The sequence below is a fragment of the Cohnella thailandensis genome (assembly GCF_014212135.1).
GTDB lineage: Bacteria > Bacillota > Bacilli > Paenibacillales > Paenibacillaceae > Cohnella > Cohnella thailandensis.
The window spans coordinates 35,594-50,598 of the sequence record NZ_JACJVQ010000032.1; the positions used below are offsets into that span (position 1 = coordinate 35,594).

General features: G+C 56.8%; 15 protein-coding genes. 13 read left to right on the top strand and 2 right to left on the bottom strand.

Annotated elements, in window-relative coordinates:
- Positions 1 to 58: 58 nt before the first annotated feature.
- The 8 genes from H7B67_RS29710 to glnA all read left to right on the top strand — a co-directional run bounded on the left by H7B67_RS29710 (position 59) and on the right by glnA (position 7,476).
- Positions 59 to 505, top strand: coding sequence for a GNAT family N-acetyltransferase (locus H7B67_RS29710; RefSeq protein WP_185123531.1), 447 nt, complete (start codon positions 59 to 61; stop codon positions 503 to 505).
- Positions 506 to 610: 105 nt separating this feature from the next.
- Complete coding sequence (locus tag H7B67_RS29715) at positions 611 to 1,171, top strand: ribonuclease FAU-1 family protein (protein ID WP_185123532.1); 561 nt, start codon at positions 611 to 613, stop codon at positions 1,169 to 1,171.
- Positions 1,168 to 1,848: a YdcF family protein gene (locus tag H7B67_RS29720; RefSeq protein WP_245364080.1), complete on the top strand. Its 681-nt coding sequence runs from the start codon at positions 1,168 to 1,170 to the stop codon at positions 1,846 to 1,848. The genes H7B67_RS29715 and H7B67_RS29720 overlap by 4 nt, the downstream gene beginning before the upstream one ends.
- 52 nt (positions 1,849 to 1,900) lie before the next feature.
- Complete coding sequence (locus H7B67_RS29725; protein WP_185123533.1) at positions 1,901 to 2,887, top strand: AAA family ATPase; 987 nt, start codon at positions 1,901 to 1,903, stop codon at positions 2,885 to 2,887.
- Between the two features lie 81 nt (positions 2,888 to 2,968).
- Positions 2,969 to 4,279 carry a GTPase HflX gene (gene hflX / locus H7B67_RS29730; RefSeq protein WP_185123534.1) on the top strand — a complete coding sequence of 437 codons (1,311 nt, stop codon included), beginning with the start codon at positions 2,969 to 2,971 and terminating at the stop codon, positions 4,277 to 4,279.
- 24 nt (positions 4,280 to 4,303) lie between these two features.
- Positions 4,304 to 5,557, top strand: coding sequence for a methionine gamma-lyase family protein (locus H7B67_RS29735; RefSeq protein ID WP_185123535.1), 1,254 nt, complete (start codon positions 4,304 to 4,306; stop codon positions 5,555 to 5,557).
- Between the two features lie 136 nt (positions 5,558 to 5,693).
- Positions 5,694 to 6,113 carry a MerR family transcriptional regulator gene (locus tag H7B67_RS29740; RefSeq protein ID WP_185123536.1) on the top strand — a complete coding sequence of 140 codons (420 nt, stop codon included), beginning with the start codon at positions 5,694 to 5,696 and terminating at the stop codon, positions 6,111 to 6,113.
- 31 nt (positions 6,114 to 6,144) lie between these two features.
- Positions 6,145 to 7,476, top strand: coding sequence for a type I glutamate--ammonia ligase (gene glnA / locus H7B67_RS29745; protein ID WP_185123537.1), 1,332 nt, complete (start codon positions 6,145 to 6,147; stop codon positions 7,474 to 7,476).
- Positions 7,477 to 7,675: 199 nt separating this feature from the next.
- Here the strand turns inward: glnA and lexA are convergent, their stop codons facing one another.
- A complete protein-coding gene (gene lexA / locus H7B67_RS29750; RefSeq protein ID WP_185123538.1) occupies positions 7,676 to 8,299 on the bottom strand; it encodes a transcriptional repressor LexA in 624 nt (207 codons plus the stop codon).
- A 165-nt stretch (positions 8,300 to 8,464) separates the two neighbouring features.
- Between lexA and H7B67_RS29755 the strand changes: the two genes are divergently transcribed.
- The 4 genes from H7B67_RS29755 (at position 8,465) to H7B67_RS29770 (ending at position 10,712) form a co-directional block, all read left to right on the top strand.
- A complete protein-coding gene (locus H7B67_RS29755; protein WP_185123539.1) occupies positions 8,465 to 8,902 on the top strand; it encodes a LysM peptidoglycan-binding domain-containing protein in 438 nt (145 codons plus the stop codon).
- Positions 8,903 to 9,133: 231 nt separating this feature from the next.
- A complete protein-coding gene (locus tag H7B67_RS29760) occupies positions 9,134 to 9,325 on the top strand; it encodes a DUF896 domain-containing protein (RefSeq protein ID WP_185123540.1) in 192 nt (63 codons plus the stop codon).
- A 37-nt stretch (positions 9,326 to 9,362) separates the two neighbouring features.
- Positions 9,363 to 9,881, top strand: coding sequence for a hypothetical protein (locus tag H7B67_RS29765; RefSeq protein ID WP_185123541.1), 519 nt, complete (start codon positions 9,363 to 9,365; stop codon positions 9,879 to 9,881).
- 33 nt (positions 9,882 to 9,914) lie between these two features.
- Complete coding sequence (locus H7B67_RS29770; protein ID WP_185123542.1) at positions 9,915 to 10,712, top strand: HAD family hydrolase; 798 nt, start codon at positions 9,915 to 9,917, stop codon at positions 10,710 to 10,712.
- A gap of 60 nt (positions 10,713 to 10,772) precedes the next feature.
- Here the strand turns inward: H7B67_RS29770 and H7B67_RS29775 are convergent, their stop codons facing one another.
- Positions 10,773 to 11,312, bottom strand: a complete 540-nt coding sequence (locus H7B67_RS29775; RefSeq protein ID WP_185123543.1) for a 1,2-dihydroxy-3-keto-5-methylthiopentene dioxygenase — start codon at positions 11,310 to 11,312, stop codon at positions 10,773 to 10,775.
- 157 nt (positions 11,313 to 11,469) lie between these two features.
- Here H7B67_RS29775 and metH point away from each other — a divergent pair, with 157 nt between their 5' ends.
- Entirely contained in the window at positions 11,470 to 14,922 is a 3,453-nt protein-coding gene (gene metH / locus H7B67_RS29780; RefSeq protein ID WP_185123544.1) for a methionine synthase, read from the top strand.
- Positions 14,923 to 15,005 lie beyond the last annotated feature (83 nt).

Genomic DNA, 15,005 nt, shown 5'->3' on the forward strand with positions numbered 1-15,005 from the left:
TTGTCCCTTTGCTGTTGTTATCTCTATAATAGGTTGAGATCGACAAGGAGGAATAACGATGAATTGCGCAAGGATCACTACGGAAGAACAGTTGAAGCAAGCTCAATACGTGCGCAACGAAGTGTTCGTGAAGGAGCAGCAAGTGGACCCGGAGCTGGAATGGGACGAATACGACGCGTCTCCGGCAGCGTGCCGCCATTATTTGGCGACGGACGAGGACGGAACGCCGATCGGGGCGTCGCGTTGGAAAGAATACGAGCCGGGTATCGCCAAGCTGCAGAGAATCGCGGTGCTGAAGCCGTATCGCGGCCGCTCGGTCGGTCGATTGCTCGTGGAAGCGATGGAAGAAGGCGCTCGCCGGGAAGGGTATTCCGGCGCCGTTCTGGACGCCCAATGCTCCGCGGAAGCTTTTTATCATAAGCTCGGCTATAAAACCCTCTCTCCGGACATCTTCCTGGATGCGGGTATTCCGCATGTCCGAATGGGCAAGAACTGGGAGATATAACTCTAAGTAACCTGCGTTCTGACAGATTAGCCTGTCGTTCACTGGTGAGTTAAGGGAACTTGTGGTAAGCTTTGTGTAAATCATTTTCCGGAGACGAAATCAGTCATGAAACGTAAATTTTCAGATAGGGCGAATTGGCGCCGAATTCTCAAGAAGAGCTATGCCTGTATCCCGTACGAAGAGCCGGGCTTCAAGGGCTTTGTCACGTTATACAGAATCCATGAGCTGCGCGACCCCTTATGGAAAGAATACAACGGGCGTAGAATGTGTCTCGCGGATAAAGGTTATTTGTGGATGCAGCATTTTCCCAGAGGCGAGCATTTCGTGGTCACGACGATGTTCGATGACAAAGGCAGAGTCGTGCAATGGTATATTGACATCTGCAAGACGCAAGGGCTGACCGATCAGCAGGTTCCTTGGTTCGACGACCTATACCTCGATATTGTCGTTCTTCCCACGGGGGAGACGCTGCTCTTGGACGAGGACGAGCTGGAAGAAGCTCTGGACGACGGCCACATCACGGCTAGGGATTCCGCCATGGCCCAGAAGACGGCGGGGCGGCTGCTCTCCCTGATCCGGCAGAAGCGATTCCCGTTCTTCGAGATGAGCCTGCACCATCGTAAGATGTTCTTGGAGCAGCTCGGCTGGGAGCAAGGGTCGAGATGATCCTGAATATCGGCATGCAGAAGCCGTCTGCCCGTCCCCGGGGCAGAAAATACCTGAAGCGGGCCATAGGAATCGCGGCGGCAGGGGCGGCTGCGCTCGTCATCTGGTGCTTATCGTTGTTTATGATCATAAACCGGTACGAAGGCCTTCCGAAGTCGGGAACCGTGCAACCTGCGGATGTCGGAATCGTTCTTGGGGCGAAGCTGTGGCAGGACAAGCCCAGCCCGGCTCTCGAGGAAAGGTTGAATCTTGCGCTGGAGCTTTATCGCACCGGAGCGTTCGATCGTTTGATCATGTCCGGCGGCCTCGACGTGGAGGGAGACGCAACGTTGACGGAAGCGGAGGGAATGCGCGATTACCTGGTGAGCAAGGGAGTGCCCGAGGAGGCGATCCGATTGGACTCCGAATCGCACAGCACGTACGAGAACCTGCTCTTCAGCGGAAGGATCATGAAGGAAGAAGGCTGGAACCGAGCGGTAATCATTACGCATCAGTACCACGGCTCCAGAGCTCAGGATATCGCCGAGTTCCTCGATTACGAAGACGTCCAGGTTCAAGTGGCCGATAGCAAGGTGCTCAACATGGCTTACCACCGGACAAGAGAAGTGCTCGCTTATACGAAATGGCTCGGAGAGAAGTGGTTGTTGCATGGAGGCAAGAATCCCGGAATAGATTGAGGTAGCGGCATGGAGCAAGCAAGCGTCGGCCGACTTCAGCTAGGGCGGGGTGATGGCGTTGAACGTTGGCGCGAGATATTCCGAGAACGGGAACCGGGCGGAAGCCCGGCCTTCCAGGCAAATTAACGTCGTACTTAGAAATAACGATGCGGTCGGCGCTTCGGCGGCGGCCTCTTCGGAAACGGCATCGAGATCCATACCGGCGACGGGGCCATGGCTGGAATGGCAGCGGGAGCTAGACAAGATGACGGGGCTCGACAATGTCAAAGCCCTGGTCTACGAGATCTACGCGCTGCTGCAGATCGCTCAATTCCGCAACGATGCGGGGCTGGCGAGCCAAGCTCACGTCTATCATATGATTTTCAAGGGGAATCCGGGAACCGGCAAAACGACCGTGGCGAGGCTGCTCGCGCGGCTGTTTCAAGGAATGGGGCTGCTGAGCAAAGGGCATCTTGTCGAGGTGGAGAGGGCGGATCTGGTCGGAGAGTATATCGGACACACCGCCCAGAAGACGAGGGATTTGGTCAAACGGTCGCTCGGAGGCGTGCTGTTCATCGACGAGGCTTACAGTCTCGCGAGGGGCGGGGAGAAGGACTTCGGGAAGGAAGCGATCGATACTCTCGTCAAGGCGATGGAAGACTATAAGAATCAATTCGTTCTTATCCTCGCAGGCTACACGATGGAGATCGATTTCTTCCTGATGACGAACCCCGGCTTGCCTTCGAGATTCCCGATCCAGATGGAATTTCCGGATTACACGCCCGACCAGCTGATCCAGATCGCCGAAGGGATGGCGAGAGACCGGGAATATACCTGGCTTCCTCAATCCCTGCAGCGGATCCGGCAGTTGATCGTCCAGGAGCGCAACGATTCTCCGTTCCATTTCAGCAATGCCCGATTCGTGCGCAATCTTCTCGAGAGAGCGATACGGAATCAGGCGGTGCGCCTTCTGACGCAGTATCCGGAATCGTCGCCGGGACGCCACGAGCTGATGAGCTTGAAGCCGGAGGATCTGACGGCCGACGAGAAGCGCGGATAAACGAAGCAAGCAAGACGCAAAACGCAGGACGCCGGTCTCGGCGATCCATTCCACCCCATATTGGAGGCAAAGAATCGAGCGATGAGAGGCTACACATACGATACCGGCGCGGAGATTCAAGAACGGGCATTGTTGGTCAGCTTGGTGACCGACGAGACCCGCCGATCGGGCGCCGATCCGCAGCAATCGCTTGAAGAGCTTGTACAGCTCGCCGAGACGGCAGGCGTCGAGGTCGCGGGAACCGTCATGCAGAATAGGGACGTCCCCGATACCAAGTGGTTTGTCGGGAAGGGCAAGGCAATGGAGCTTAAGGAGATCGTCCTGGGGCAGGAGCTTACGACGGTCATCTTCGACCAGGAGCTGTCCGGCGCCCAGGTGCGCAACCTGGAAGAAGCCCTTGACGCGAAGATAATCGACCGTACGCAGCTCATCCTCGACATCTTCGCCGGCAGGGCGAAGACGCGCGAAGGGATTCTGCAGGTAGAGCTCGCCCAGCTTACCTATTTGCTGCCCCGATTGTCCGGTCAGGGGAAGAATCTCTCCCGTCTCGGGGGAGGAATCGGAACGAGAGGTCCCGGAGAGACGAAGCTGGAGACCGATCGAAGGCACATTCGCAACCGGATTAGCGAGCTGAAGCGCCAGCTCGAGGGCGTTTTGGCTCACCGCAACTTACATAGGGAACGCAGGCGCAAGACCGGAGCCGTCCAAATCGCGCTTGTCGGCTATACGAATGCCGGCAAGTCGACGCTCCTGCGCCAACTGACGAAGGCGGACGTGCTGGCCGAGAACAAGCTGTTCGCGACGCTCGATCCGACCTCTCGCCAGCTTAAGTTGCCCAGCGGCAAAGAAGTGATGTTGACCGACACGGTCGGCTTTATTCAGAACCTTCCTCACGATCTGGTCGCCGCTTTCCGGGCGACGCTGGAGGAGGCGAACGAGGCCGATCTGCTTCTCCATGTCATGGATGCTTCTTCGCCGATGCGCGATCGCCAGAGAGAAGTCGTGGAAGAGGTTCTCGGGGAGCTCGGAGCTTCCGGCAAGCCGACTCTGATGGTTTACAACAAAATCGATATATGCTCGCCGGCCGATTTGGGACTGCTGTCGGGCGGGCCGGACGCGATGCGCGTCAGCGCGTTCGATCCGAACGACATGGAGAGGCTGCTCCAGCGCATAGAGGATAAGCTTCTAGGCAGCGTGGCCGATCTTCGCATCCCGGCTTCCCGCGGCGATCTGGCCGCACTCGCTTATCGCGTCGGCGATGTGATCTCGCAGGAGACCGAGGACGATTGGCTGCTCCTGACCGTTCGATTAAACGAGAATGATATGGGCAAATGGGGAAGGCCTTTGATGCCGTATTTTACGGATAGCCATCACCCGCAAGGGTCTGAATAGAGGGAAACGAGGATTGACCTGACGATGAGTAACTGGAATGGGAATTGGGAAAGCTTCGCGAGAGATGCCGAGCTCGCGGCGAAGGAACGGCTGAACGAGGTCGATCGAATCTCGGAGAGCAATCAATGGAAAGTCATCAAGGCGTTCCAGAAGCATAGGGTGAGCGACTTCCACTTTAATTCCTCGACGGGCTATGGATATAACGACCGAGGCCGCGAGGTGCTGGACGAGGTTTACGCGGAGGTGTTCGGGGCGGAATCGGCGATCGTTCGGCCGCATTTCGTGTCCGGAACGCATACGATCGGAATCGCTTTGTTCGGAGTGCTGAGACCGGGCGACGAGATCGTGTTCGTGACGGGCAAGCCCTACGATACCCTTCACAAGGTTCTCGGACACCCCGGGGACGGTACGGGTTCGCTCGCGGATTGGGGTGTCGGGTTTACGTTCGTGCCTCTGCTCGGGAACGGTCAAGTGGATTGGGAAGGCGTGAAAGCCGCGGTCACCCCTCGAACGAAAGTTTTCGCCATTCAGCGTTCGCGCGGATACGATTGGCGCCCTTCGTTCACGATCCAGGACATCGAGGAGATGGTCGGCAAGCTTCGATCGATCAAGGACGACGCCGTTATTTTCGCGGACAACTGCTATGGCGAATTCACGGAGGAGCGGGAACCGACGGAGATTGGCGTGGACCTGATTGCGGGCTCGCTGATCAAGAACCCGGGAGGCGGCATCGCCGCAAGCGGAGGGTACATAGCGGGCCGTAGGGATCTCGTCGAGCTGGCCGCTTATCGACTGACGGCTCCCGGCATCGGAGGCGAGGTCGGGGCGATGCTCGGCACGACTCGCTCCATCTACCAAGGCCTGTATCTGGCGCCGCTTCTCGTCGGACAAGCGGTTAAGGGCAGCGTATTCGCGGCTTCGGCTTTCGAACGGCTTGGCTTCGAGACCCATCCGACATGGAACGATCCGCGAACCGACCTGATCCAAGCGATTCGATTCCGCTCGGCGGAACATTTGATCACATTCGTCCAAGCGGTCCAACGGGCTGCCGCCGTGGATTCTCACGTCGTGCCGGAACCTTGGGACATGCCGGGGTACGAGAACCCTGTCATCATGGCCGCCGGGACGTTCATTCAGGGGGGGAGTCTCGAGCTGTCCGCGGACGCTCCGATTCGCGAACCTTACATTGCCTTTATGCAAGGCGGCCTTACCTACGCTCATGTTAAATTAGCGGTACGTCAAGTGATAGAGGACATGCATAGTCGAAATCTACTGTAACGAAAGACGACAAGAGATCGACGGATATCGGCATCGAATTCCGTAATTAAACCTTACATTCATTGACACGTTTGTGGAATGAAGTTACAATGGAAGTGGTTACAAATTAAAGTGTCATAATGGAAGGTTGATACGTATGGCTGGCGATGAGATAAGAAGGAATATGGCGTTATTCCCAATTGGAATCGTCATGAAGCTGACGGACCTGACAGCGCGGCAAATTCGTTACTATGAGCAGCATGAGCTTATCCAACCGGCCCGGACGGCGGGGAACCAACGTATGTTCTCATTCAACGATGTAGAGCGGCTGTTGGAGATCAAAGCTTTAATCGAGAAGGGCGTTAATATCGCAGGCATCAAGCAGGTGATGAATCCGGTCGGCGAAGGCGAAGAGAATGGGACGATCATCAGCGAGCAGTCCGAGGTCAAGCGCCGCGAGATGACGGATTCGCAGCTCCATCGACTGCTGAAGCAGCAGCTGATGGCTGGCAACAAGCGACCGGGACAGGTCTCGCTCATCCAAGGCGAGCTCTCGCGCTTTTTTAAGAACAAATAATCCGGGTTCCGCCTAAACCAAGGAGGATGTCATGAGCAATTACACTCGCGAAGATATTATGAGAATAGCCAAGGAACAGAACGTTCGCTTCGTCCGTCTTCAGTTCACGGACCTGATGGGCATTATCAAGAACGTGGAGATTCCGGTCAGCCAGCTGCCCAAAGCGCTGGACAACAAGATGATGTTCGACGGCTCTTCGATCGAAGGGTACGTGCGCATCGAAGAATCCGATATGTACCTGTATCCGGACTTGGACACGTGGGTCGTATTCCCTTGGGTGACCGAGGACCGCGTCGCCAGATTGATCTGCGATATCTACATGCCGGACGGCACGCCTTTCGCGGGCGACCCGCGCGGCATTCTGAAGCGCGCCCTGCAGGAAGCGGAAGAGATGGGCTTCAGCACGATGAACGTCGGTCCGGAGCCGGAATTCTTCCTGTTCCAGACGGACGACAAGGGCAATCCGACGATGGAGCTGAACGACCAAGGCGGTTATTTCGATCTTGCGCCTACGGACCTCGGCGAGAACTGCCGTCGCGATATCGTTCTGATGCTGGAAGAGATGGGCTTCGAAATCGAAGCTTCCCACCACGAAGTCGCTCCCGGCCAACACGAGATCGACTTCAAGTACGCGGACGCTATTCGGGCCGCCGACCAGATTCAAACGTTCAAGCTCGTCGTCAAGACGATCGCCAGGCAGCACGGCCTTCATGCCACCTTCATGCCGAAGCCATTGTTCGGCGTGAACGGCTCCGGCATGCACTGCCACCTGTCGCTGTTCCGCGGCAACGAGAACGCGTTCTACGATCAGGCCGATAAACTCGGCCTGAGCCAAGTCGGACGCCAATTCATGGCGGGCATTCTGAAGCATGCGCGCGGCATGGCGGCGATCACCAACCCGACGATCAACTCCTACAAGCGTCTCGTTCCCGGCTATGAAGCGCCTGTATACGTTGCTTGGTCCGCAAGCAACCGCAGCCCGATGATCCGCATTCCGGCTTCCCGCGGGCTCAGCACGCGCGTCGAAGTCCGCAACCCGGACCCCGCCGCGAACCCTTATCTCGCTCTGGCCGTCATGCTGAAAGCCGGCTTGGACGGAATCCAGAAGAAGGCTCCGCTGCCGGCTCCGGTCGACCGCAACATCTACGTGATGACGGAAGAGGAGCGCGAAGAGGCGGGCATCCCGAGCCTTCCGGGCGATCTTCACGAGGCTCTCGGCGACCTGCTCCGCGACGAAGTGGTCTGCGAAGCGCTCGGCGATCATGCGCTTAGCCACTTCTACGAGATGAAGGAGATCGAGTGGGACATTTATCGCACCCAGATTCACCAATGGGAACGCGATCAGTACATGACGACTTACTAATCGGCATGAATGAAAGACGGCTCCAAGCGGTCAACGTAACGTTGACTCTTGGGGCTTTTTTTGCAAAGCGGACTCAATAGTCGAGGAACGCTCGGACTAGTGGGGGATAGAGGAACCATACTTAAACTGACGAAACAAACGGCGTCGAATAAAAACGGGACGTTGGCAGAAGATATCTGCCAACGTCCCGTTCTTGTTGTTACCGGATGCTGCGGATGAGGCCGATGACCTTGCCCAGGATGCTCACCTTGGTGAGACGGAGGGGCTCCATGCTGCTGTTCTCCGGTTGGAGACGAATATGGTCGCGTTCCTTGTAGAAGGTCTTGACGGTCGCTTCGTCGTCTTCCGTCATCGCGACGACGATGTCGCCGTTGTTGGCGGCTTGCTGCTGCCGGACGATCACGAAGTCGCCGTTGTGGATGCCTGCTTCGATCATGCTGTCCCCCTGAACGGAGAGCATGAACACGTTCTGGTCGCCGACCATGCTGGCCGGAAGCGGGTAGTACTCCTCGATGTTCTCCGTGGCCGTGATCGGAACCCCGGCCGTTACCTTGCCGACGAGAGGCACTCGGCGTACGGAGTAGTTGATCTGGACGATGTTCTCGTCCTCTTCGTCGAGAATCTCGATCGCGCGAGGCTTCGTCGGGTCTCGGCGAATGAGTCCTTTCTTCTCCAAGCGGTCCAGATGACCGTGTACGGTCGAGCTGGAGGCTAGTCCAACGGCTTCGCCGATCTCGCGCACGGAAGGGGGATATCCCTTCTCGCGAACCTCGCTCTTAATGAATTCCAGTATCGCAGTCTGGCGATTGGACATCTTCGACACGCCGCCGACCTCCTATAGGATAAGTACATGATGACAAATTATAACACAGAACCGGAGTTCGCACAAACACTCGTTCTCGGGGAACAAATGTTCTAAATTATGGTTGATTCAAACGTATGTTCGTGTTATGATCATACCAGAACAAATGTTTGGAGCGTGAAGAACATGGTACATGTGTGGGAATTGGGTTCAGGCACTCAAACGCAAGCGAATCGGAGGGCGAACGCCGCGAAGGCGCCTTCGTCCGATCGGCATTACATAAGAAGTACGAACATCTCCAGCACTTCTTTCTTTACCGGCTGGAAGATGGCGAGATCGTTATTTGTCGTCGCCGCATTCCTCCTATTATTCGTTGGGTTCTCGTTTATGAGATCTTTCGCGGATGAGCCGGTATCGACGGTTCCGGCTGCCAACGAGACGATCGTGATTGCGGATGCCGGAGATACGCTTTGGAGTATTGCTTCGGACGTCAAGCGAGACGGGATGGACACGAGACAAGCCGTTCATCGTATTATGGAACGCAACGGTCTGTCCGAATCGCAGATCGATATCGGAGCGCGTCTCATCATACCCGCTGGGGTGGGAGCGGACGAGGGATCTTGAGGTTGTGTTCATTGCGGCAGCACCTAGCTATATATCTTGCGACAGTGGACTTCCTTCTTTTATATAGAAGGGAGTCTGTTCTATTTTTTTTGAATCATTTACGGCGCCCGGACGTATTAAGGCAAGGAGACCGAAGCGGTTGTTCGCGGATGGAAGGCTTCTTGACAACGCCCAGAGGTTAATGTCAAAGTAGAAGAGGATTTGTTCAGGAAGGGGAGTGAATACACAACAATGGATAAACTGATAGAGAGAATCAACGAACTCGCCCATAAACATAAAACCGTAGGGCTCACCGAGGAGGAGCAGGCGGAACGCGCCAAGCTTCGCCAGCAATACCTCGAACGGTTCCGGCAAGCCTTCCGTCAACAGCTCGATAATATCGAGATCGTCGACGAACCGCCGACTCCGGGAATCGCTCATTAACCCGACCAATTGATACGAATTAGAGGAGGCTCCATTCATGTCGCGTTCCTGGGAGCGAATGGTAGAAAAGAATCAGAAACAAATCAATGCCAGGCGCAAGAAGGAAGGCAAAGGCCGAATCTCTGCGCCTGCTCAGCAGGTTGACCGATTCAAGGGACGCAGTTATATCGTGCCGATCCTTCTTATCCTTCTGATGGTGTTCTTCGTAACGGTATCCCAGCCGTGGCAGGAAGACTTCGGCCAGAACCAATCCCTGTTCTGGATTACGGTAGGCTGTTACTTTCTTCTTGCAATTTTCTACTACCTTCGCCGGCCGTACTTGTCGGTCTCGAAGGATACGCTGGAGACTCGCCGTTTCTCCGGTTACAAGAGATTGAAACCGGCGGAGATTCGGAAGATCGTCGTTCAGCCCGGCTACGTGACGATCGAGACGGTGAAGGGAACCAACTGGGTGTTCTCTAGGTTCATGAATTTGTATCCGATCGAAGCGATGGGCGAGCGCCTTGAAGCGTTCGCGACGGTTAACCACATCGAGTGGGAAAAGAAAAGCAAATAAACGAAACGCGACAGAAGCGAAGAGGAGTACGGGATGACGATCAAGGCGGTATTATTTGACTTGGACGATACTCTGCTGTGGGACGACCGCAGCATCAAGGAAGCCTTCCGCGACACGTGCAAAGTCGCTGCCGAAGCGACGGGCTTGAACGAAGAGGCGCTCGAAGAAGCCGTTCGCCGGGAAGCGAGGGCGCTCTACGAGAGCTATGAGACGTATACCTTCACCCAGATGATCGGAATCAATCCGTTCGAAGGACTTTGGGGCAACTTCACGAAGGGCGAGCATCCGATGTTCCGCAAGATGGAAGCCATCGTGCCGGAATACAGGCGCAATGCTTGGACGAACGGCCTGGCGGCGCTCGGAGTGGACGATCCGGAGCTGGGCCGGAAGCTTGCCCAGTGGTTTCCCGCTCAGCGAAGAAAGCTGCCTTACGTGTACGACGAGACTTTCGCCGTGTTGGACGAGCTGAGCGGCTCGTACCGCCTGCTGCTGTTGACGAACGGTTCACCCGACCTTCAGCAAGAGAAGCTGGACGGGGTTCCGACGCTCATTCCGTACTTCGACGAGATCGTCATCTCCGGCGATTTCGGCGAGGGCAAGCCTTCCCCGCGCCTGTTCGCTCATGCGCTGGAACGCCTGGGCGTCTCGGCCGATGAAGCCGTCATGGTCGGGGACAAGCTCACGACCGACATCCTGGGGGCGAACGGGGCCGGTATCGTGTCGGTATGGGTGAATCGCCACGGAGCGGTCCGCAACGACGAGATCGTGCCAAAGCATGAGATCTCCGATCTGCGGGAGCTTATTCCCCTCTTAAATAAACTCAATGGGTAAAAAAATCCCCGGTTCAAGAACGTCGATGCGCTCTTGAACCGGGGATTTCGCTATTGGCGCTTATTTCGAGAATGCAGGATCCGCGAACGGATGAGCGACCCAGCCTTCGGTCTCGATGAACAGACGAACCGCTACGACCTTGCGAACGTCCGTCAGCGTAAAGAAGTGAGGGTTGCCTTCCGGAACCGAGATCACGTCGCCGGGGGAGAGGATAACGTCGAAGTAGCCGACTTCGTCGTTGCCCTTGATGACGAAGATGCCTTCGCCCGCAGTGATCGCGCGAACTTCGTCTTCCGTATGCGTATGAACGTTCTCGAACTTCTTCAGCAGTTCTTCGATGTTCGGAGTAGCGTCGGACAGAACGACGATGTCCCACGTCCGGTAGCCGCGGCGAGCGGCAAGATCCTTAATCTCGGCCTCGTAGGCGTCGAGAATTTCTTGCTTGTTCTCGTCGCTCAAGCTGAAGTTCTCCACCAGGTGAGCGGGGAGCTTGCTCGTATCCCAGTGTTCGTAGAGAACTTCGAACGAATTCAGGAACGACCGGACGTTCTCTTCGCCGGTGATCAATTCGCCGGTATTGCGAACTCGAATTTGAGCCATGATATTATTCCTTCTTTCCCAATATGGATTAGTGACTTTATTATAGACCACTTTTCGCCAGATGTCGACCGTTCCCCTTGTGACACCTTTTCGTAAATACTTGATTCTGGTAGTATAGAGGTTAACGATTTTGCAGACGAAAGATGAGGCCTCTAAAATGACTTTAACGTATACGAAACCGTCTTTGCAAGGGGAGCTTAAGAAGCGCATTCTGTTCCTGGACGGCGCGATGGGCACCATGATCCAGCAAGCCAACCTGACGGCCGAGGACTTCGGCGGGGAGGAGCTGGAGGGCTGCAACGAAATGCTGGTCCTGACCCGTCCGGACGTGATCTCGGGCATTCATTCCGCTTATTTGGAAGCGGGATCCGATATTATAGAGACGAATACTTTCGGCGCGACGGCGGTCGTTCTGGCGGAATACGACATTCCGGAGAAGGCTCGCGAGATCAACCTGGCGGCCGCGAAGCTGGCTAGGGAAGCCTGCGACAAGTATTCGACGCCGGAGAAGCCGCGATACGTTGCCGGCGCTCTGGGACCGACGACGAAGACGCTATCCGTTACGGGCGGAGTGACGTTCGAGCAGCTCATCCGCGATTATTACGAACAGACGGTCGCTCTTATCGAGGGAGGCGTGGATGCGATTCTGATCGAGACGTGCCAGGACACGCTTAACGTGAAGGCGGCCGGCATCGGCGTCAGACAAGCTTTCGAGAGCACGGGCGTCGAGCTGCCCGTCATGATCAGCGGAACGATCGAGCCGATGGGAACGACGCTTGCCGGCCAGAACATCGAATCGTTCTATGTCTCGCTTGAGCACCTTAAGCCGATCTCCGTGGGTCTAAATTGCGCGACGGGGCCGGAATTTATGCGGGATCATATCCGCACCTTGTCCGGCATAGCGGACGTGGCGGTAAGCTGTTATCCGAATGCGGGGCTGCCGGACGAGAACGGTCATTACCACGAATCGCCGGATTCGCTGGCGAAGAAGCTGAAAGCGTTCGCCGATCAGGGCTGGCTCAATATAGCAGGCGGCTGCTGCGGAACGACGCCTGCCCATATCAAAGCGATGGCGGAGGCGATGAAGGACGTCGCCCCGCGCAAGCCGGAAGGCACGCATCCTCCAGCCGTATCCGGAATCGACACGGTTTACATCGAGAACGATGGCCGCCCTTACATGGTAGGCGAGAGAACGAACGTTCTCGGTTCGCGCAAGTTCAAGAGATTGATCGCCGAAGGCAAGTACGAAGAAGCTTCGGAGATCGCCCGCGCTCAAGTGAAGACGGGCGCTCACGTCATCGACGTCTGCGTGCAGGACCCGGACCGGGACGAGGCGGAGGACATGAAGCAATTCCTCGAATTCGTTACCAAGAAGGTCAAAGCGCCGCTCATGATCGACACGACGGACCCGTCCGTCATCGAATTGGCGCTCAAATATATTCAAGGCAAGTCGATTATTAACTCCATTAACCTTGAGGATGGAGAAGAGAAGTTCGAGAGAGTCGTTCCGATCATTCATCGCTACGGAGCGGCCGTCGTCGTCGGAACGATCGACGAGCGCGGCCAAGCGATCTCCAGAGAAGACAAGCTGGAGGTGGCGCTTCGTTCTCACGATTTGCTGGTAAACAAATACGGTTTGAAGTCGGAGGACATCATTTTCGACGCGCTCGTGTTCCCGGTCGGCACGGGGGACGAGCAGTACATCGGTTCCGCCAAGGAGACGATCGAAGGCATCCGCTTGATCAAGCAGGCGCTGCCGAAGTGCCAGCAGATTCTCGGCGTCTCCAACATTTCCTTCGGTCTGCCTCCGGCGGGCCGCGAGGTGCTGAACTCCGTCTTCCTGTACGAGTGCACGAAGGCGGGTTTGGACTACGCCATCGTCAACACGGAGAAGCTGGAACGCTACGCTTCCATACCGGAGCATGAGCGCAAGCTGGCGGAAGACCTGCTGTACGAGACGAACGACGCGACTCTCGCGGCTTTCGTGGCCGCTTTCCGCGACAAGAAGGTCGAGAAGAAGGTCAAGGCCGACAACCTGACCCTGGAGCAGCGCCTGGCCAACTACGTGGTCGAAGGAAGCAAGGACGGCTTGCTTCCGGATCTGGACGAAGCGCTGACCAAGTACGCTCCGCTCGACATTATCAACGGTCCCCTCATGGAAGGGATGAGCGAAGTCGGCCGCTTGTTCAACAACAACGAGCTTATCGTCGCCGAAGTGCTGCAGAGCGCGGAGGTCATGAAGGCGTCCGTAGCCCATCTCGAGCCGCACATGGAGAAGGCGGATTCCGCGGTGAAGGGCAAGATCATGCTGGCTACCGTTAAGGGCGACGTTCACGACATCGGCAAGAACCTGGTCGAGATCATTCTCTCGAACAACGGATACAAGATCGTGAACCTCGGCATCAAGGTTCCGCCGGATCAGCTGATCGAGGCGTATCGTGCGGAGAAGCCGGACGCGATCGGCCTCTCGGGCTTGCTCGTGAAGTCCGCCCAGCAGATGGTGCTGACCGCCCAGGACTTGCGCAGCGCGGGCATCGACGCGCCGATTCTCGTCGGCGGAGCCGCCCTGACGCGCAAATTCACGAAGACGCGGATCGCGCCGGAATACGACGGCGTCGTCCTCTACGCGAAGGATGCGATGGACGGCCTAGATATCGCGAACAGGCTGAGCGATCCCGTTCAGCGCGAGGCCATCGAACAGGAGCATCGAGCCGCGCTTGCGACGCTAGTGGCCGAAGGCGAGCAGAAGAAGGAGCTCCCGGAGCTGACCAGGGCAAGGCGTTCCAACATTTCCCAGGACGCGCCGGTATTTACGCCGCCGGATTACGAACGTCACGTGCTGAGGGATTATCCTCTCGCTCATGTCATGCCGTACGTGAACATGCAGATGCTGCTCGGTCATCACCTAGGCGTCAAGGGCAAGGTGGAAGAGCTGATCGCCGCGGGCGACGAGAAGACCGTTCATCTGAAGGAGACGGTCGAGGGCATCATGCGGGAGGCGCAGCAGACCGGGTGGCTGAAGCCGCAAGCGATGTACCGGTTCTTCCCGGCGCAATCGGAAGGCAACGATATTCTCGTTTACGATCCGCAGGACACGTCCAAGGTGCTGAAGCGGTTCTCGTTCCCGCGCCAGCAGGTCGAGCCGTTCCTGTGCCTCGCGGACTTCCTGAAATCCGTGGACAGCGGAATCATGGATACGGTCGGCTTCCTGGTGGTAACGGCGGGTCAAGGCGCCCGCGAGCAGGCGGACAAGTGGAAGGAGAGCGGAGATTACCTGCGCTCCCATGCGCTCTTGTCGACCGCCCTGGAAGTGGCGGAAGGGATGGCGGAGCGGGTTCACCAGATCATGCGCGACAACTGGGGCTTCCCGGATCCCGCGGAGATGACGATGAAGCAGCGGTTCGGAGCCCGTTATCAAGGCATCCGCGTGTCGTTCGGCTATCCGGCGTGTCCGGATCTCGAGGACCAAGGGCCGCTGTTCGATCTGATGAAGCCCGAAGACATCGGAGTCACGCTCACCGAAGGCTTCATGATGGAGCCGGAGGCTTCGGTGTCGGCGATGGTGTTCGCCCATCCGGAAGCCCAGTACTTTAACGTCGATAAGAGTTAAACTTATACAAGCCCTGGAAATCGCAGGATTGGGCGGGAGAATTCGAGCATAGAAGTAAGTGGTGCCGATTCCCGTTGCAACCC